Genomic DNA, 18639 nt, shown 5'->3' with positions numbered 1-18639 from the left:
GTCGGAGGCGGCGCGTGACCGGCCGACTACCGGCCGGCGGCCGGTCCACCCGCAGGTTGTTGTGGTCGGCCGGTGTGCGGCCGTTGCTGACGGCCGTTGTGCTGCTGACCGTCTACTTCCTCGCACCGCTCGACGGTATCGGGGATCTGGGGGCGGTGTTCCTCCTGGTTGCGGGAGTTCTCGCGGTGGGTGCGGTGGCGGTCTGGCAGGTCAAGAAGGTACTGGCGTCGCACTACCCGGCGGTGCAGGCCGTCGAAGCGGCCGCTGCCACTGTTGCGTTGTACCTCGTCGGTTACGCCGCGTTCTACTACCTGCTGTCCGCTGCGAACGCGCAGGGATTCAGTGAGGTGCTCTCGCGGGTCGACGCACTCTATTTCTGTCTCACCGTGTTCGCCACGGTCGGATTCGGCGACATCGTGGCCACCACGGATTCGACGAGAGCGGTCGTGTCCCTCCAGATCGTCGTCAATCTGGTGTTCCTCGCCGTCGGGATCCGTGTGCTGACGGGCGTGGTGCAGTGGCGTCGGCAGCAGCGTCAGAACCTTCCCGGCGCTTCCCCGGGCGGGTAGGACCGTCACCCGAAAGGAACGGAATCGTGGCCGAACCCGACATTCCGACACACACCCAGGTGCCTCTCGACCCCCGAGCACGGAGAGCCAGGGGGAAGCACGCACGACGCTCGACGCCCCTCGGCTCGCTCGCCGAATGCGGCGCCGCTCCTGGCCGTTCTCCGATCGATCTGCTCTTGACACAAGCCGAGACCAGGGTGCCCCAGTTGGTCCCCATCCGGCACGGTCGCATGGCGTCGTCGCCGTTCGCGTTCTACCGCGGTGCCGCGCTCGTCATGGCGGACGATCTGTCACGGACCCCGTCGAGCGGACTGACCACCCAACTGTGCGGCGACGCGCACCTGTCCAATTTCGGCATCTTCGCTACGCCCGAAAGGAAATTGGCGTTCGACGTCAACGACTTCGACGAGACGTATCCCGGGCCGTTCGAATGGGATGTCAAACGACTCGCGGCCAGTCTGGCAATCGCAGCGAAGGACAACGAGTTCACCCGGAGGCAGCGGCGGCGCATCACCACTGCCTGCGCGTCCGAGTATCGGGAAACGATGCTCGATCAGGCCGAGCGAGGGAACCTCGCGGTCTGGTACTCCCGGATCCAGCCGACCACCGAACTGGTCGAACTCCGCGACGAACTCGATTCGTCGATGGCAAAGCGTGTTCGGAAGTTGCTCGAGAAGTCGGTACACAGCGACAGCGTGCAAGCGGCCGGAAAGCTGACCTCTGTCGTGGACGGCCGTCGCACGATCACCAGCCGGCCACCTCTGATCGTGCCGATCGAAGAAGTGTTCGCCGACGCCGATGCCACGCAGCTCTACGACGAACTGCGTCGGCGGCTCCGCGAATACGCCTCCACGCTCCAATCGGATCGCCGCACCCTGCTCGCGCAGTTCGAATTCGTCCAGGCCGCACGGAAAGTCGTCGGTGTCGGCAGCGTGGGCACCCGGGCATGGATCGTCCTGATGCAAGGGAAGGACGACGATCCGCTGGTGCTGCAGGCCAAGGAAGCGCAGCGGTCGGTGCTTTCCGGGTACGTCGACGGGCCGGAGTACGAGAACGAAGGCGAGCGGGTGGTGCACGGCCAACGGCTCATGCAGGCTGCGAGTGACATCTTTCTCGGATGGCAGCAGGGTCCCGGCGTCGACGGTGTCCGGCGCGACTTCTACGTCCGGCAGTTGCGCGACGGCAAGGGTTCCGCGGTGGTGGAGGCGATGACGCCGAGAGGTATGGCGCTGTACGGGCGGCTGTGCGCGCGCGTCCTCGCGTACGGCCATGCGCGCGGGGGAGACCGCATCGCGATCGCGTCCTATCTGGGATCAGGCAACGAATTCGACGACGCGATTGCGGGTTTCGCGGAGACCTATGCGGAGAGGAACGTCGGCGATCATCAGGAGTTGCTCGCCGCGATCGACTCCGGTCGAGTCGCCGCGCGCACCGGTATGTGAGCGCGACGGGTCAGCGCACCAGGAGCCAGTTCTTGTCGTGCCGGTAGAACGTGGAGCGTTTGAGCGGGCGGGGATTCGCGACCCCGTCGCGGGTGACGGTCGCGGCCGGCGAACCGAGTTGCATCGCTCGTCCCGTCAGCCACTTGTAACCGCCGAACCAGCGCGGCCGGTCGATTGCGGCACGCAGTCCCGGCATCGCGGGCGTGGGCTCGACCCGGATACCGGGCACCGTGCCGGAGAACAGGCGGGTGTCGTCGACGTAGGCCTCCCCGACGAGTCCGGACTCGCCGCCACACACGAGCGCTCGGCCGACGAGCGCGATGCCGGCGTCGTCCCGGATGAGCGGAATCGGCTTCGCCTCACCCTGCAGTGCGATGGCCGCGGCTTTCGAGCCGCTGCGCAGGCCGTAAGCCTCGGTGGCCGGAGTGCGCGACTCGGGTACGTAGGCGAGTTCGATGTCGTCGAGCCGATCGAGACGCATCAGCCGGGTCAGTGTCGCGGCGAAGGCGGCATCGTCTCCGACGACGATCAGCCGAGGGTTGTCCACCGAGTCCACTCGAGCCAGGACATCCTCGAAATCGTCCTTCTCCGGAAGCGCGGGAGCAGACAGCGTCGTCTCCGGGGTGAGAGTCAGCGGCAGGGGCACCTCGCCGCATCTGAACACTACCGGGGTCAACAGATCTCCTCGCGGATGTCGGGTTCGTACGGTTGCAAGCTTCGGTCCACTCTAAACGGAAGGCGCCGGGCGGGGGTGGGACGCGGGGCGGTGCCGCGAGTCCTCCTGCAGCTGCCACCCGGATCGTGCAGATACCGGTGCCGGAACCGGAGGCCGTGGCAGGGTGGACTACACTGTGGTCCCGGCTGCTGTCCGGTTCCAGGGCAGGACCCTGCAGGCGAGACCGCCCGCACGTAACACCTGTCTGAGGAGAGCGCGACATGCCGGCAATCGTCCTGATCGGAGCCCAATGGGGCGACGAGGGTAAGGGCAAAGCTACGGACCTGTTCGGCGGACGTCTGCAGTGGGTCGTGCGCTATCAGGGCGGAAACAACGCCGGGCACACCGTGGTGCTGCCCAACGGCGACAAGTTCGCTCTGCACCTGATCCCCTCGGGCATCCTGACCCCGGGCGTCACCAACGTCATCGGCAACGGTGTCGTCGTGGATCCGGGCGTGCTGCTCACCGAACTCGCCGGCCTCGAAGAGCGCGACGTCGATACGTCCCGACTGCTGCTCTCGGCCGACGCGCACCTGATCATGCCGTACCACGTGGCGATCGACAAAGTCACCGAGCGCTTCCTCGGCAAGAGCAAGATCGGCACCACCGGCCGCGGAATCGGCCCCTGCTACCAGGACAAACTGGCCCGCGTCGGCGTGCGCGTCGCCGATGTTCTCGACGAAAAGATCTTCACTCAGAAGGTCGAGGCGGCGCTCGAGTTCAAGAACCAGGTGCTCGTCAAGATCTACAACCGCAAGGCGCTCGATCCCGAGCAGGTCGTCGAAGAAGTCCTCACCCAGGCCGAGGGATTCAAGCACCGCATCACCGACACCCGCCTCGAGCTCAACAAGGCACTCGATCGCGGTGAGACGGTTCTGCTCGAGGGCTCGCAGGGCACGTTGCTCGACGTCGACCACGGCACCTATCCGTACGTGACGTCGTCCAACCCCACCGCGGGTGGCGCGGCAGTCGGATCGGGCATCGGACCGACGAAGATCACGACGGTGCTCGGCATCCTCAAGGCGTACACCACGCGTGTCGGTTCGGGCCCGTTCCCGACCGAACTGTTCGACAACCACGGTGAGTACCTGGCGAAGAAGGGCGGCGAGGTGGGCGTGACCACCGGTCGCGCGCGCCGCACCGGGTGGTTCGACGCCGTGATCGCCCGTTACGCCACCCGCGTCAACGGCATCACCGACTACTTCCTCACCAAGCTCGACGTTCTGTCCGGGCTCGACACCGTGCCGATCTGCGTCGGCTACGAGGTCGACGGGGTCCGCGTCGACGAGATGCCGATGACACAGACCGACATCCACCACGCCAAGCCGATCTACGAAGAGATGCCGGGATGGTGGGAGGACATCTCCCACGCCCGCACCTTCGAAGAGCTTCCGAAGAACGCGCAGGATTACGTGTTGCGTCTCGAAGAGCTTTCCGGAGCGTTCATCTCGTGCATCGGTGTCGGTCCCGGCCGCGACGAGACGATCGTGCGCCGCGAGGTCATTCGCTGACCCGGGTCGCGCCGTCCGCAGGCCTGCCTCGCCGACTGGACTGACTCGATCGGTCCACTTTCGGTGATACTGGACCGGTGATCACGCGTGCGATAGGGGCCGGTTCGCTCGTCCGGGATCTGGGTAACTGGCAGGACGCCGGGGACAGCAGGCCGGCATACCGTGCGCTGGCCGACGGCATCCGCCTGCTCGTGCACGACGGGCGGGTACCCCTCGGTGTGGCGCTGCCCAGTGAACGTGAACTCGCGTCGGCCCTGTCGCTGAGCCGCACCACTGTCACCGCGGCGTACGCCGCGCTGCGGGAGGCGGGGTACCTCCGCAGCCGGCAGGGAGCGCGCAGCACGGTGGCGGTGCCCGCCGAACGAACCACGGTCCCGGCGTCGGCGCCGGTGCGCGGTGAGGCGATCGATCTCCGCAACGCGTCGCTCGCGGCCCCGGCGGCCGCCATCGAAGCGGCGTACAGCGCGGCACTGGGATCGATGTCCGCATATCTGGGCTCCCACGGTATGGAACCCGTCGGCGTCATGGCACTCCGCGAGGTGATCGCACGCCGGTATCGCGATCGCGGGCTGCCCACCACACCCGACCAGATCATGGTGACTTCCGGTGCGCAGCACGCGATGCGATTGCTGCTCGGAGTGCTCACCGATCCCGGCGACCGGGTGATCGTCGACCACCCCACCTATCCGAATGCGCTCGAAGCGATTCGTCGTCACGGCACCCGTCCGGTTCCGGTCCCGGTACGACCGGAAGACGGACCCGCCGGCGGCTGGGATCTCGACGGACTCGCCGGTGCGGCCCGCCAGACCGGTGCGCGCACCGCGTTCCTGGTGCCGGACTTCCACAATCCGACCGGGCTGTGTCTCGACGCGGACGGGCGGGCAGAACTGACCCGCATCATGCGTGACGCGCAGGTGACGCTCGTCGTGGACGAGACGATGGTGGACTTGTGGCTGGACGCCCCGCCACCGCCGCCCGTCGCCGCGACCTCGTTCGGAGGGCAGGTCGTCACCGTCGGGTCGACCGGCAAGTCGTTGTGGGGTGGGCTGCGAGTGGGATGGATCCGTGCCGACCGGGACCTGATCGTGCGTCTCACTGGAGCACGTATGGCAGTGGACCTGGGCACGCCGGTGATGGAACAACTTGCCGCCGCGCACCTGCTGTCGGACGTCGAGGATCTGCTCGATGCCCGCCGCCGCGTGTTGCGGGAGCGCCGCGCCGCACTCGTCGCCGCGCTCGCGGACCGGTTACCGGCGTGGCGATACACGCTCGGGCAGGGCGGCATGTCGTTGTGGGCGAGGATGCCCGAACCGGTGTCCACGGCCCTCGCCGCGACAGGACCGAGCCACGGGGTGCTCCTCGCCGCCGGCCCTCGATTCGGAGTGCAGGGTGCGTTCGAACGATTCGTGAGATTGCCCTACACCCAGGAGCCGGACACCCTGAGGCGTGGAATCGCCTCGGTCGCCGCGGCCTACAGTGCCGTCGCCGCGGGACCGCACATAGACGAGACGAGGATCGTCGTCTGAGCGACCACGAAAACCGGTGCCCCGCCGGAACTTCCGTCGGGGCACCGGTCGAGCTTCGAAAGCGTCAGATCCAGAGCGTGTCGATATCGGTCGCCTCGCCGGCCGGCGCTGCGGGCTCACCCGACGGCGTACGCGAGAAGCGCGGAGCGGGCGCGTGCTGGACGACGCCGTCGACCTCGATGAGCGATCCCCGTGCGGCGAGATGCGCGTTCTGCGGCGCCTCCGCGAAGGTGAGGACCGGCGTCACGCACGCATCGGTACCGAGGAACACCTCGGACCACTCGTCGCGGGTCCTGCTGAGGAACTTCTCCGCGAACACCTTCTTCATCTCCGGCCACGAGGACTTGTCGAGCTGATGCGGCAGATCGGCCGGATCGAGTTCGAGACCCTTCAGCAGGAGCGCGTAGAACTGCGGTTCGATCGCGCCGACCGCCATGTACTTGCCGTCCGAGGTCTCGTACACCTCGTAGAAGTGCGCTCCCGTATCGAGCATGTTCACACCGCGCTCGTCCGACCACAGACCGTTGCCGCGGAACGACCACATCATGTGCGACAGGGCGAGAGCACCGTCGACCATCGCCGTGTCGACGACCTGGCCGCGACCGGACGTCTGACGTTCGACCAGCGCTGCGAGAACGCCGAAGACGAGGAACATCGAACCGCCGCCGAAGTCACCGACCATGTTGAGCGGCGGGACGGGCCGCTCGCCCTCCCGGCCGATCGCGTGGAGCACACCGGTCAGGGAGATGTAGTTGATGTCGTGGCCGGCGGCGTTGGCGAGAGGACCGTCCTGGCCCCAGCCGGTCATGCGGCCGTACACGATCCGGGGATTGCGCTCGAGCACCACGTCCGGTCCGAGGCCGAGACGTTCGGTGACGCCCGGACGGAACCCCTCGATCAGCACGTCGGCGCGCTCGAGCAGTGCGAGCACCTTCTCGATGTCCGCCGGGTCCTTGAGGTTCGCCTCGACGACACGGCGGTTGCGCTGGATCGGGTCGCGGTGGCCCGCGGGCGGGATCTCGCCGGGCCGCTGCACAATGACGACGTCCGCGCCGAGGTCGGCGAGCAGGGTTGCCGCATGCGGTCCGGGACCGAGCCCCTTGAACTCCACGACGCGGATACCCGCGAGCGGGCCCTTTTTCTCAACAGCTTCAGCGGACACTCGTCGAACCTCACTCCGATGCGTAGGAACTCTCCGACCGGGACAGTACCTTAGCGATCGCTCGGGAATATGAGCGTGGTCACGGTGCTGCGGCTCACGCTTGGTACAGGTCGGCCTCGGTCAGTCCGGTCGCCTCGAACGCGTCCGCGAGACTGTTGTGCCGCACCACCATCACGACTTTGTCGTCGACCACCCGGAAGGCGATCGCCTCGTCGAGCGGCGCGCCCGTGCCTTCCGCACCCCACGTCGACCGTTCTTCGACGACCACGATGCCCTCGTGGACGAACATCCGTCCGGGCTCGAGAGTGACGCCGGAGTTCGTCGCCCATTCGCGTAGTTCGTCGAGGCCCTGATCGGCGTCGTCGTCGTCGGTGGGAAGGACGATGTCGTCGCTCGACAACTCGAGGAGCGTGTCGATGTCGTTGCTGTTGACGGCCTCGTGCCAGGCCAGAACGGTAGCGATCTCGGAGGTGCTCATGATCGAAGCCTAGCGTTCCGGCCCGGACGTCGGCATCGTTCCCGGACCGGACCGGGGAGGCGAATCCGCCGAATCGGCCGCCCGGAAGGTGGGTGCCGGGCACAGTGGAAGACATGCTGATCACAGGACAACTTGTGAGCTTCGTACCGAGCACGGACCTCGACGTCTCGGAGATGTTCTACGTCGACACCCTGGAATTCGGGAAGCTCGGTCGCGATGCGTTCGTGCTGGTGATCGACGGGGGCGGCGGAGCGCCCGTGCGGATCACGCTCGTGCAGTCGAGGGAGGAGACGGGCTACACCGCGCTGGGCTGGCGGGTACCCGACCTCGATGCCACCGTCGAACGACTCCGCGACAAGGGCGTCGACTTCACGCGCTACAACGGGATGGATCAAGACGAGCACGATGCGTGGACCGCGCCGGACGGCGTACGCGTCGCCTGGTTCCGTGATCCGCACGGAAACGTGCTCTCGCTGATGCAGTCCTGACCGGCGCGCACTCGGTCCGCTCGGCCGCCGGGCTCACCCGAGGAAAGCGCCCCAGACGAATCCGGCGAGCAGTACCGTGAATCCGCCGATCTCGCCGACGATCAGGGCCACCATCGCCGCTCCCGTGCCGCGCACCGGATCGGCGAACTGGTTGGTGGTGTCGCGCACCGCGCCGTGCCAGACGTAACTGGCGATCGCGCCGACGAAAAACGTCACGACAATCGCGGCGGCGACCAGGTTCACCGGTGTGGTCCACGCGCTGAGTTCCACGAACACCGCGAGGAGCAGGGTCGCGAACGCGTAGAGCAACGCGGAGCGATGCGCGATGTCGACGTACGGGTGCGCGAGGTGGTTCTCCGACGTCGCCATCTGCCGGTACTTCCACACCCCCAAGCTCAGAGCGGCCAGAAAAATCAGTCCCGCCGCAAGCAGCGTCACTTCGGTGTCGACCCCCAGATTCATCGCGTCAGTATGGGGCAGCCGTCAACTGCAACCGCTGGTGCTCCCGCACGACGGGCAGGCATGGCACGATCCGGCGCGTTGCATTCGCACCCCGCACTGCATGCAGTACGGCGCGTCCGGGTTGCCCGGGGAGGACGCAGTGAGTCCGCCGGGTGCCGGCGGCGTCTCAGGCGTATCCGTCGTGGTCGCGGCCGTCGTCGCCGCTGTGGTTGTGCCGGTGTACGACGTGAGGGTCGGAGTGTCCGGGACGGTGCGCTCCGCGCTCGTCAGGATCCCGAGTTCGGTGCGTTCGTCGAGATCGAGGTAGTCCACCGCGAGTCGCCGGAAGATGTAGTCGAGGATCGACGTGGCGATTCGCAGGTCGGGATCGTCCGTGATCCCGGCAGGCTCGAAGCGGGTGCTCGTGAACGCCCGCACAAACGTGCGCAGCGGAACCCCGTACTGCAGGCCGTAACTGACCGACATCGAAAAGGCGTCCATGATTCCGGCGAGGGTGGAGCCCTGCTTCGACACCCGCAGGAACATCTCGCCGGGTCTGCCGTCGCCGTACTCGCCCACGGTGACGAACCCCTTGCAATCGGCCACGCGGAATTCGAACGTGCGCGAACGCCGGGTGCGCGGCATCCGTTCCCGACGGGGTGCCGGGAGCGGCGTGGTGGCCCCGTCGTTGCGCCCCGACCGAGTGGTCGCCGACAGCGGCTGGCCGAGCTTGCAGTTGTCGCGATACACCGCGAGCGCTTTGAGTCCGAGCCGCCACGCGTCGACGTACAGGTCGGAAATGTCCTCCACCGTCGCGGATTCCGGAAGATTGACCGTCTTCGAAATCGCCCCCGACAGGAACGGCTGTACCGCCGCCATCATCCCGACGTGGCCGCGCGGCGCGATCACGTTGTCGCCCATGGACGTCGCGAACACCGGCCGGTGTTCGTCACGCACGTGCGGCGCGCCCTCCAGGGTGTGCTCGAGATCGAGATACGCCACGATGTCCGCGACCCGCGCCGGATCGTATCCGAGGCGTGACAGTGCCCGCGGCACAGTGCGATTGACGATGGAGAGTGAACCTCCGCCGACAAGCTTCTTTGTCTTGACGAGCGCGAGATCCGGTTCGATTCCGGTGGTGTCGCAATCCATCGCCAAGCCGATCGTGCCGGTCGGGGCGAGCACGGACACCTGGCTGTTGCGCATACCGTGTGCGGCGCCGTCGGCCACCGCACGGTCCCACGACTCGCGGGCCGCAGCGAGAACCTCCGGTGCCGCGAGGTCGGTGTCGATGTCGTCGAGCGCGCCACGGTGTTTGGCGAGCACCCCGAGCATCGGCTCGCGATTCTCGGCGAAACCCTCGAACGGTCCGAGGCGCCGCGCGAGCTGCGCGGAGACCTCGTAGGCGGCTCCCGTCATCAGGGCGGTGACGGACGCTGCCCACGCACGGCCCGCATCGCTGTCGTAGGGGATGCCCGAGGCCATCAGCAGCGCGCCGAGGTTCGCATATCCGAGCCCCAGCTGCCGGAAGCGCCGTGACGTCTCCCCGATCCTGTCGGTGGGGTAGTCGGCGCGGCCCACGAGGATCTCCTGCGCGGTGAGCATCACCGCGACGGCGTGCCGGAATCCGTCGACGTCGAACACACCGTCCTCGCGAAGGAAGGTCAGCAGATTGAGGCTCGCGAGGTTGCAGGCCGAGTCGTCGAGGTGCATGTACTCCGAGCACGGGTTCGAGGCACTGATCCGGCCCGTCGCCGGCGCGGTGTGCCAGGCGTTGATGGTCGAGTCGTACTGCATACCCGGGTCGGCGCACTCCCAGGTCGCGGCGGCTATGCGTTGCAGGAGGTCGCGGGCGCGGACGGTCCGCACCACCTCGCCTGTGCGGACCGCGCGTAGCGGCCACTCGGCGTCGTCCACCACGGCGCGCATGAACTCGTCGGTCACCCGCACCGAGTTGTTGGCGTTCTGATATTGGACCGAATAGGTGTCGGCGCCGTCGAGGCTCATGTCGAACCCTGCCTCGGCGAGCACCCGTGCCTTGCGCTCCTCGATCGCCTTGCAGTCGACGAATTCCTCGATATCGGGATGGCCGACGTCGAGGATCACCATCTTCGCGGCTCGCCGGGTTTTTCCGCCCGACCTGATGGTGCCCGCGGAGGCGTCGGCGCCGCGCATGAAGCTCACCGGCCCCGACGCCGTGCCTCCGCCGGTGAGGGGTTCGGCGGACGACCGGATGTGCGACAGATTCACCCCCGCGCCCGACCCACCTTTGAAGATCAGCGCTTCCTGCCGATACCACTCGAGAATCGAATCGATGCTGTCGTCGACGGAGAGGATGAAACACGCGCTCGCCTGCTGCGGTTTGTCCGGCACACCGATGTTGAACCACACGGGGCTGTTGAACGACGCCCGCTGGTGGAGCAACAGGAAGGTCAGTTCCGCCGCGAACGCCTCGGGATCGTCGAGGTGCCCGTCGGCCCGACCCCACGCCGTGATGGTGTCGACGATCCGGGCCACGACGTCGCGCAACGATTGTTCGCGCTGGTCGCTGCCGAGCTGCCCCCGGAAATACTTCTGGGTGACGATGTCGGTGGCGTTCTGTGACCAGAATGCCGGAAACTCGACTCCGGTCTGCTCGAACACCACCTTGCCGGTGCCGTGGTGGACGATGCGCGCGTCGCGGCGCTGCCAGTCCACTTCGTCGGCCGGATCGACGCCCGCCCGCGTGAAGAACCGGGTATCGGCGCGCGCGTCGATGGGAGAACCGGTAGGCGACTGCCGGGCGCTGCTGTGAGGCACTGCACTGCACATCGCTTTCCTCCAGGGACGGCGATCGATGCCACATATAGTCCCACCATGGTCTCACCGCGTCTCGGTACTCCGCTGTCTCCGACTGCCACCCGTGTTCTTCTGCTCGGCTCCGGCGAACTCGGCAAGGAGGTGATCATCGCCCTGCAGCGACTCGGCGTGGAGGTCATCGCCGTCGATCGGTACTCCAATGCCCCGGGTCAGCAGGTTGCGCATCGTGCTCATACCGTCGACATGGGAGACCCCGATGCTCTCCTGGCGATCATCGAGGCCGAGCGTCCGCACCTGGTCGTGCCGGAGATCGAAGCCATCGCCACCGATGCGCTGGCCGTGGTCGAAGAACGCGGGGTCGCCGAGGTCATCCCCACCGCGCGCGCCACACAGCTCACCATGAACCGCGAGGGCATTCGCCGCCTCGCCGCGGAGGATTTGGGACTGCCCACCTCTCCCTACCGGTTCGCGCAGTCGCTCGACGAGGTCCGCGCCGCCGCCGAGCAGGTCGGTTTTCCATGCGTCGTCAAACCCGTGATGTCCTCGTCGGGGAAGGGCCAGTCGACGGTGCGTTCCGCCGCCGACCTGTCCGCCGCGTGGGATCACGCGCTGGCCGGGGGTCGCATCAACCACGGCACCGTCATCGTGGAGGGCTTCGTCGACTTCGATTACGAGATCACCCAGCTCACCGTGCGCGCCATCGGCGAGTCCGGCGAGGTCGAGACGTATTTCTGCGATCCGATCGGTCATCTGCAAAAAGACGGTGACTACGTCGAATCCTGGCAGCCGCAACCGATGAGCCCCACCGCTCTCGCACGCGCCCGGGAGGTCGCCGGTGCGGTCACGGGCGCCCTCGGTGGTCGCGGCGTGTTCGGCGTGGAACTGTTCGTCAAGGGCGACGACGTGTACTTCTCCGAAGTCAGCCCTCGCCCGCACGACACGGGCCTGGTCACACTGCGCACCCAGCGCTACTCGGAATTCGAACTACACGCACGCGCGATCCTCGGGTTGCCGGTCGACACGGCCATGATCACCCCGGGCGCATCCGCCGTGATCTACGGAGGGGTCGACGCCACCGGGATCGCCTTCGACGGTGTGGCCGACGCTCTGCGTGTCCCCGAAACCGACCTGCGCCTGTTCGGCAAGCCCGAGTCGTACCGCCGCCGCCGGATGGGTGTTGCTGTGTCGACCGCGACGGACGTCGCGACCGCCCGTGCCCGTGCCACCGATGCCGCGTCACGCGTGCACCCGATCGCCCTGTGAGCGCCGGCGCGGAGGTCCTCGTCGGCCTCGTCATCTGTGTCGGGCTGCTCGGGGTCGTGCTGCCGATCCTGCCGGGCACGCTGCTCATCTTCGGGGCGATCGCGGTGTGGTCGGTGGTCACCGGGGGCGTGGTTGCATGGACGGTGTTCGCGATCGCTGCACTTGCTCTCGTGGTCACCGCGATCGTCAAATACACGTGGCCCGGAAAGCGACTCCAGCAGGCCGGTGTCCCGAACCGGTCGCTGATCATCGGCGGACTGGTCGGCATCGTCGGGTTCTTCGTCGTGCCCGTGATCGGCCTCGTGCTCGGGTTCCTGCTCGGAATGTACGTCTCGGAGATCCAGCGCCATCGCACGCATGCGGGAGCGTGGCGGTCCACGGTGGCCGCCACCAAGGCGGCGGGCCTGTCGATCCTCGTGGAACTGTTCGGCGCACTGATCGCGGCCGGCGCGTGGCTCGGTGCGGTGGTGTTCTGGTAGCTCCAGCGGTCCGGCCGGCAGTGCCGTCGTTGTTTACCTACCCGATCCGATTGGTTACGCCGTTGAAATGAGCCGCGGCCTAACGTCGTTCCCAACGATCGGTTCAGCGTCGAACCCCCGGCCGTCGCTCGCTGCCACCCGGAGGTGGGATGTTCTCGTCACGATTGACAGAAGCCAGTGTGGTTCCCGAGCGGGTAGACACCCCGCAGGAGGCACGCGCAGCCATCTCCGCCCGCGGTGCCGCAGTTGCCCACGGACTGCACACCGAGGAAGATGCGCTGGCTTTTGCGGCGGAAGTGCTGGGAGACAAGCACATCCGGCTCGGACGGCAGTTCGAGGCGAGTATGCGCAACCATCAACGGGAAGCGGCCGTCGTCGACGCCCAGCCCGTCGACGCGCGAGGACGAAAGCGCTCGTTCGGAAAACCGGGCGAACGGATGACCGCGCACAACGACGGATTCGCGTTCGGGGACTATGCCCCCGACCATCTGTTCCTGTGGTGCAAGCGGCCCGCAGAATCCGGCGGTGACTCCTTCCTCATCGACGCGTGGAAGCTCACCGAACTGCTTGCCGCCGATCCCGCGACCGCCGACCTCGCGGAGTTCTGCCGGACCGTCGACGTCGACCATTCGGAACCGAACTTCGCGCAGAGTACGTACGCGCCGATCGTGCGGGTCGTGCCCAGCGGGCGGGTACAGGCGCGGTACCACCCCTATCTGGCGCCGGTCCCGGGCTCGACTCGTCCCGCCGACGCCGACATGATCGCGCGCTGGAACGACACGGTGCTGCACGTGCGGGACACCGGGCCGATGTTCCGCGCGGAGGCCGGCGAGATGATCTGTCTCGACAACTACCGGCTGCTCCACGGCCGCGACGGATACACCGATCCGGCACGCGAGCTGTACTCGATCTGGGGCTGGACGACCGATGCGGTCGCCGTGCCCGCGCAGCAACTCGACATCGTCGAGCCGGACCTCGCCGGACTGACCGGCTGAGCGGCGCGATGAATACCGTCCTGTCCAGGGGAGCATCCGCCGCGAAGGCCGCGACCGGACCCACCGGCGAGGAGCATATTCCGGCCATCGACATGAAGGGTGTCGCCAAGACATACCCGCTCGGGCGCCGGCGCGGCGAACTGACTGCCATCGACTCGTTCGATCTGACCGTCGCTCGTGGCGAGTTCGTCGCGCTTCTCGGCCCGTCCGGTTGCGGCAAGTCCACCGTGCTGCGGCTGCTCGCGGGCCTCGAGGAACCCACGGCGGGAACGGTCCGCATCGAGGGAGGCGGACCCGCCGATCTGGTCGCCTCGCGCCGGCTCGGCGTCGCGTTCCAGGAACACGCCCTGATGCCGTGGTCGGATGTGTGGCACAACATCGCGCTGCCCTTCCGCATCGCCGGGCGGACGGTCGATTCCGGTCGCGTCGAGGAACTCATCGAACTCGTGGGGTTGTCGGGCTTCGAGAAAGCGCGACCGCGACAACTGTCCGGTGGCATGCGGCAGCGTGTGGCCATTGCGCGGGCGCTCGCACTCGAACCCGACGTTCTGCTGCTCGACGAACCCTTCGGCGCACTGGACGCGGTGACCCGCCGGCGCATGAACTTCGAACTCGCCCGGATCTGGGCCGACGCGGGGTCGACGACCGTGCTGGTGACACACGACGTCGACGAGGCAGTCCTGCTCGCGGACCGGATCGTCGTGCTCACCGGCCGGCCGGGCCGGGTACGGCACATCGAGAACGTGGCGCTGCCCCGGCCGCGATCGGCCGAGATCACCCGAGACCCGAGATTCCACAGCATCGTCGACCGGCTCACCGGCTTGCTCGACGGGCCCGCGACGTGACCGCGGTCTTCCCGCGACCCGTCACCCTCCCGCATTTCGCGTCGAACATCCTCGGCGCCGCCCTGTTGCTCGTGATGTTCGAGGTCGTCGGCAGGGCACAGGTGTTCGGGAAGAACTGGCCCCCGCTGACGGAGGTCGTCACGTTCGTCGCCGGCAACGACGCCGTACAGGCCACGTTGACACGGGCATTCGGTGCGACCGCAACCTCGGCGCTGTGGGGATTCGGGCTGGGCACCGTCGTGGGCGCAGCGCTCGCATGCGTCACCGTCGTGGCCCGGTGGACCGCACCGGGACTCGACCGGCTGGCGACGATCGTGCACGCGATACCTCTCATCGCGATCGCGCCCCTGTTGGTGACCACGGTCGGGCGCACGACCGCTCCGACCGTCGTCGCAGCGATGGGTGCGGGCTTCGCGGTCTTCGTTGCCACGTCGGCGGGGCTGGCGTCGGCACCGGTGGCGCAGTCCGACGTGCACACGGCGCTCGGATCGTCGCGATGGTCGCGTCTTCGTTTCCTGCAGCTTCCGCACACGGTGCCGCTCGTCACGGACGCGGCGGGCCTCGCGGTGACCTCGGCCGTCCTCGGGGCTGTTCTCGGGGAGTGGTTCGGCGCCCCGAAGGGGCTCGGTGTGCTGCTGGTCAGCGCGATGAACAACTACCAGATCCCGCTGCTGTGGTCCGCCGCCGCCGGATGCGTGGTGCTGTCCCTGACCGCGTACCTGCTGGTTCGTCTGCTCGCCGTGCCCGTGCATCGGAGATTCTCATGACTGTCGTGCGCGGCGCCGTCACGCGATATTGGGTGCTGCTCGCGCTGCTCGGCGGGTGGTGGGCGGTGGTCGCCGCCAACGACTTCAACCAGATCGTCATGCCGTACCCCCAGGACGTTCTCGTCGCGATCGTCCGCGAGCGACACGACTATGTGACCGCGCTCGTTCCGACCCTTGCGCTGTCGCTCGGCGGGCTCGCCGCGGGCTTGACGGCCGGCGGCGTGTGCGCGGTGCTCGTATGGTCCTCCCGGATCGTCGCGGGAGTGCTGACCCCGATGGCGCTGCTGCTCAACTCCGTACCCGTCGTGGCGATGATCCCGGTGCTCGCGCGGGTGCTCGGGTACGGGCAGACCACGGTGTTCGTGGTCACCGCCATCATCTGTTTCCTGCCCGCGTTCGTTTTCGTCGGCGCACGGCTCGCCGCTCCGCCTGCGTCACTGGGAGACGTCTACACGGTGCTCGGGGCGAGCAGGCGAGTGCGGCTGACAAGACTCCTGCTGCCCCATGCCCTGCCCGGGTTCCTCGTCGCTCTGCGGGTCAGCGCCCCCACCGCGGTTCTGGCCGTCCTGCTCGGTCAGTACCTCATGGGTGCCGGTGGCCTCGGAAAGATGTTCTCCACCTCGATTACCTACAGCCAGAACCAGCAGGCCTGGGGCGTGGCGGTGGTCGCAACCGCCGTGTCCACCGGCCTCTTCTTCGCGGCACGCGCGGTTGCGGATCGTGCGGCCGCGCGCTTGACCTGACCACCCGCTGCATTTCTCACCGATCACCACCAGGAGGCTCCATGCCCGCACGCCCCTTCACCGGTCCGAGCCTGAGCCGGCGCACTTTCCTGCGGGGAACCGCGGCCGGGGCTCTGGGAATCGCTGCGGGCGGCACTCTCGCCGCGTGCGGTTCCGGCGAATCCGGTGCGGAGTCCGACACGCTCCGAGTCGCCTTCGGCTGGATCCTCAACACCGAGTTCGGTGGGTACTACGTCGCCGAGGACAAAGGTTATTACGCCGAGGAAGGCCTCACCGTCGAATTCCAGGGCGGTGGCCCGAACGCCCCCACGCCGATGCAGGCGGTCGCCGCCGGATCGGCGGACATCGGTATTGCGGCCGGTGCGCCCGACCTGTACACCGCGATCGGGCAGGGCAACGATTTCGTGGCGCTCGGCGCCCAGTTCCAGGTCTCACCCGCCGGACTGCTGTCGTTGTCCGCACGACCGATCCGCACGCCGCGCGACCTCGCGAGCGCCCGCATCCTCGGCCAGGAAGGCATGCAGACCACCCTCGACGCGGTGCTCGTCGGGGCGGGTCTCGACCCGGTCTACGACTTCACTCCGGTCGGCTTCGATCCGAGCCCGCTCGTCGAGGGTCAGGGCGACTGCTACACCTGCTTCGTCACCAACCAGCCGATCACGCTCGAACAGCAATACGGTTTGCGACAAGGCGACGGCTACGAGGTGGTCACGTTCGCCGATCTCGGTTCGGCGCAATACGCCGATGTCGTGTTCGTGGACCGCACCGCCCTTGCGGAGAATCGCGACAGGCTGGTGCGGTTCATGCGTGCCACCATGCGCGGCTGGGAGGATTACCTTGCCGACCCGCACGCCGCGGCGACACTGGCGGTGGAGAAGTACGGCGTCGACCTCGGACTGGAGATGGCGCAGCAGACCCGGCAGGCGGAACTCCAGGTTCCCCTGATCGAAAGCCCCAGCGGCCTGTTCGCGATGGACGTCGCTGCCATGGAGGGGCCCATGTGGCAAGCACTGGCACTGGGCGGGTACGAGAACCTGCCCGCGCCGGCCTCCTTCGTCGACCTCGGTGTGCTGGCGGAGGCACGTTCGCCTCGGTGAGACGCAACGTGCCTCCGCCGGCACCCACCCGAATGTCACTATGGGCGCCGGGATCAAACCTCTTGCAGGCGAGGGTAATCCGTGTAACCCTCGGCGCCGGGTCCGTAGAACAGTTCCGGGCGGAGGTCGTTCTCGCGGTGTTCACCCCGCCACCGTTCGACGAGATCGGGGTTCGCGAGCACCGCGCGACCGACCGCCACCGCGTCGGCATGGGCTTCTTCGATCAGGCGAACGGCTTCCTCGCGCGTGGTCGGCGACGCGAAGCCGCTGTTGGCGATCACCTTCCCACCGAAGCGTGCCCGCAACTCCTGCACCAGTTCACCGGCAGGCTCCTGGTGCAGGACCGACAGATACGCCAGGCCGACGGGGCGCAACCGGTCGACGAGGGCGCCGTAGACAGCGCGCACATCCTCGCGGTCGGTCTCGAGGGCGTCCTGGATGTTGTGTTCGGGGGAGATGCGCAGTCCGACCCGACCCGCACCGACGGCGTCCGCCACGGCCGTGACCGCCTCGACGACGAGACGGATCCGGTTCTCCACCGAGCCGCCGTACTCGTCGGTGCGCCGGTTCGAGGCCGGGGACAGGAACTCGTGCAGCAGGTAACCGTTGGCACTGTGGATCTCCACACCGTCCAGCCCCGCGTCGATCGACCGCCGGGCTGCGGCGACGATGTCGTCGACCGCAGCGGCCACCTCGTCGGTCGTGAGTGCGTGCGGTAGTGGGTACGGCTGCTTGCCCTTCGTAGTGTGCACCTCACCGTCGATCGCGACGGCGCTCGGGGCGACGACGCGCCGTCCGCCGTTCACATCCGGGTGGGTCACCCGTCCGCCGTGCATCAGCTGCAGCACGATGCGGCCACCGCGTCCGTGTACGGCCTTCGCGACCCGGCGCCAGCCTTCGGCCTGTTCGTCGGTGACGATTCCGGGCTGCCCCACGAACGCTTGCGACTCGAAGTTGACGTAGGTCCCCTCCGCGATGATCAGGCCGACGCCCGCCCGCTGCCGATAGTGTTCGACGATCAGGTCGCCGGGAATCCCGTCCGGTCCGCCGCGCAGGCGGGTCAGGGGAGCCATGACGATGCGGTTGCCGAGTTCGAGGTCGCCGAGTGTGACTGGTGTGAACAGATCCATTCGTGGCGCAACAGGATCTCCCGGGCGGGGATTCCCGATGTGGTGCCGGCTATGAAAAGTGTCACCGCGGCGCCCGAGGTTCGGTCGGTGTCGTCCCGTCGCTCCGGTATGCGCATCCCCGCAGGACAAAGCCTCTGTACGCAGAGACGGCTCCGCCCGGGGGACGCGAGGCGTCCACCGGGCGGAGGT

Annotated in this window: 18 protein-coding genes; 12 read left to right on the top strand and 6 right to left on the bottom strand. The window is 67.7% G+C overall.

The genetic code is table 11. The annotated features are described in order from the left end of the window. The first annotated feature begins 14 nt into the window (after positions 1 to 14). Together ACFWU2_RS11115 and ACFWU2_RS11110 are read left to right on the top strand one after the other, a co-directional pair. Positions 15 to 569 carry a potassium channel family protein gene (locus ACFWU2_RS11115; RefSeq protein WP_378605354.1) on the top strand — a complete coding sequence of 185 codons (555 nt, stop codon included), beginning with the start codon at positions 15 to 17 and terminating at the stop codon, positions 567 to 569. Between the two features lie 23 nt (positions 570 to 592). Next, positions 593 to 2011, top strand: a complete 1419-nt coding sequence (locus ACFWU2_RS11110) for a DUF2252 domain-containing protein (protein ID WP_378606238.1) — start codon at positions 593 to 595, stop codon at positions 2009 to 2011. A gap of 10 nt (positions 2012 to 2021) precedes the next feature. Here ACFWU2_RS11110 and ACFWU2_RS11105 read toward each other — a convergent pair whose 3' ends face one another. Further along, entirely contained in the window at positions 2022 to 2687 is a 666-nt protein-coding gene (locus ACFWU2_RS11105) for a hypothetical protein (RefSeq protein ID WP_378605351.1), read from the bottom strand. Positions 2688 to 2947: 260 nt separating this feature from the next. On the opposite strand from ACFWU2_RS11105, the gene ACFWU2_RS11100 reads away from it, so the two are divergent. After that, entirely contained in the window at positions 2948 to 4237 is a 1290-nt protein-coding gene (locus ACFWU2_RS11100; protein WP_378605348.1) for an adenylosuccinate synthase, read from the top strand. 77 nt (positions 4238 to 4314) lie between these two features. Continuing rightward, positions 4315 to 5763 carry a PLP-dependent aminotransferase family protein gene (locus ACFWU2_RS11095; RefSeq protein WP_378605345.1) on the top strand — a complete coding sequence of 483 codons (1449 nt, stop codon included), beginning with the start codon at positions 4315 to 4317 and terminating at the stop codon, positions 5761 to 5763. Between the two features lie 64 nt (positions 5764 to 5827). On the opposite strand, the gene ACFWU2_RS11090 is transcribed toward ACFWU2_RS11095, so the two are convergent. Beyond that, entirely contained in the window at positions 5828 to 6925 is a 1098-nt protein-coding gene (locus ACFWU2_RS11090; RefSeq protein ID WP_378605342.1) for a CaiB/BaiF CoA transferase family protein, read from the bottom strand. Between the two features lie 94 nt (positions 6926 to 7019). Then, positions 7020 to 7403 (bottom strand): nuclear transport factor 2 family protein, encoded by a 384-nt coding sequence (locus ACFWU2_RS11085; RefSeq protein WP_378605339.1) that lies wholly within the window; start codon positions 7401 to 7403, stop codon positions 7020 to 7022. Positions 7404 to 7516: 113 nt separating this feature from the next. On the opposite strand from ACFWU2_RS11085, the gene ACFWU2_RS11080 reads away from it, so the two are divergent. After that, positions 7517 to 7891, top strand: coding sequence for a VOC family protein (locus ACFWU2_RS11080; protein ID WP_378605336.1), 375 nt, complete (start codon positions 7517 to 7519; stop codon positions 7889 to 7891). A gap of 33 nt (positions 7892 to 7924) precedes the next feature. Here ACFWU2_RS11080 and ACFWU2_RS11075 read toward each other — a convergent pair whose 3' ends face one another. Next, positions 7925 to 8353, bottom strand: coding sequence for a hypothetical protein (locus ACFWU2_RS11075; protein ID WP_378605333.1), 429 nt, complete (start codon positions 8351 to 8353; stop codon positions 7925 to 7927). 21 nt (positions 8354 to 8374) lie between these two features. Next, positions 8375 to 11143: a vitamin B12-dependent ribonucleotide reductase gene (locus ACFWU2_RS11070; RefSeq protein WP_378605330.1), complete on the bottom strand. Its 2769-nt coding sequence runs from the start codon at positions 11141 to 11143 to the stop codon at positions 8375 to 8377. Between the two features lie 45 nt (positions 11144 to 11188). On the opposite strand from ACFWU2_RS11070, the gene purT reads away from it, so the two are divergent. From purT to ACFWU2_RS11035, 7 genes are all read left to right on the top strand, one after another. Then, a complete protein-coding gene (gene purT / locus ACFWU2_RS11065; RefSeq protein WP_378605327.1) occupies positions 11189 to 12394 on the top strand; it encodes a formate-dependent phosphoribosylglycinamide formyltransferase in 1206 nt (401 codons plus the stop codon). After that, positions 12391 to 12873 (top strand): DUF456 domain-containing protein, encoded by a 483-nt coding sequence (locus ACFWU2_RS11060; protein ID WP_378605324.1) that lies wholly within the window; start codon positions 12391 to 12393, stop codon positions 12871 to 12873. The genes purT and ACFWU2_RS11060 overlap by 4 nt, the downstream gene beginning before the upstream one ends. A 164-nt stretch (positions 12874 to 13037) precedes the next feature. Continuing rightward, positions 13038 to 13868: a TauD/TfdA family dioxygenase gene (locus ACFWU2_RS11055; protein ID WP_378605322.1), complete on the top strand. Its 831-nt coding sequence runs from the start codon at positions 13038 to 13040 to the stop codon at positions 13866 to 13868. An 8-nt stretch (positions 13869 to 13876) separates the two neighbouring features. Beyond that, positions 13877 to 14713 carry an ABC transporter ATP-binding protein gene (locus ACFWU2_RS11050; protein WP_378605319.1) on the top strand — a complete coding sequence of 279 codons (837 nt, stop codon included), beginning with the start codon at positions 13877 to 13879 and terminating at the stop codon, positions 14711 to 14713. Beyond that, positions 14710 to 15480, top strand: coding sequence for an ABC transporter permease (locus ACFWU2_RS11045; RefSeq protein WP_378605316.1), 771 nt, complete (start codon positions 14710 to 14712; stop codon positions 15478 to 15480). Before ACFWU2_RS11050 ends, ACFWU2_RS11045 begins: the two co-directional genes overlap by 4 nt. Beyond that, on the top strand, positions 15477 to 16223 hold the full coding sequence (locus ACFWU2_RS11040) for an ABC transporter permease (protein WP_378605313.1): 747 nt from the start codon (positions 15477 to 15479) through the stop codon (positions 16221 to 16223). Before ACFWU2_RS11045 ends, ACFWU2_RS11040 begins: the two co-directional genes overlap by 4 nt. A 41-nt stretch (positions 16224 to 16264) precedes the next feature. After that, positions 16265 to 17320 carry an ABC transporter substrate-binding protein gene (locus ACFWU2_RS11035; protein ID WP_378605310.1) on the top strand — a complete coding sequence of 352 codons (1056 nt, stop codon included), beginning with the start codon at positions 16265 to 16267 and terminating at the stop codon, positions 17318 to 17320. Between the two features lie 53 nt (positions 17321 to 17373). Here ACFWU2_RS11035 and ACFWU2_RS11030 read toward each other — a convergent pair whose 3' ends face one another. Continuing rightward, complete coding sequence (locus ACFWU2_RS11030; protein WP_378605307.1) at positions 17374 to 18450, bottom strand: alkene reductase; 1077 nt, start codon at positions 18448 to 18450, stop codon at positions 17374 to 17376. Positions 18451 to 18639 lie beyond the last annotated feature (189 nt).

This window comes from Rhodococcus sp. NPDC058639, assembly GCF_042717545.1.
Lineage (GTDB): Bacteria > Actinomycetota > Actinomycetes > Mycobacteriales > Mycobacteriaceae > Rhodococcus.
Note: the sequence above shows the minus strand (reverse complement) of the source record. Positions and strands in the feature narration are given on the sequence as shown.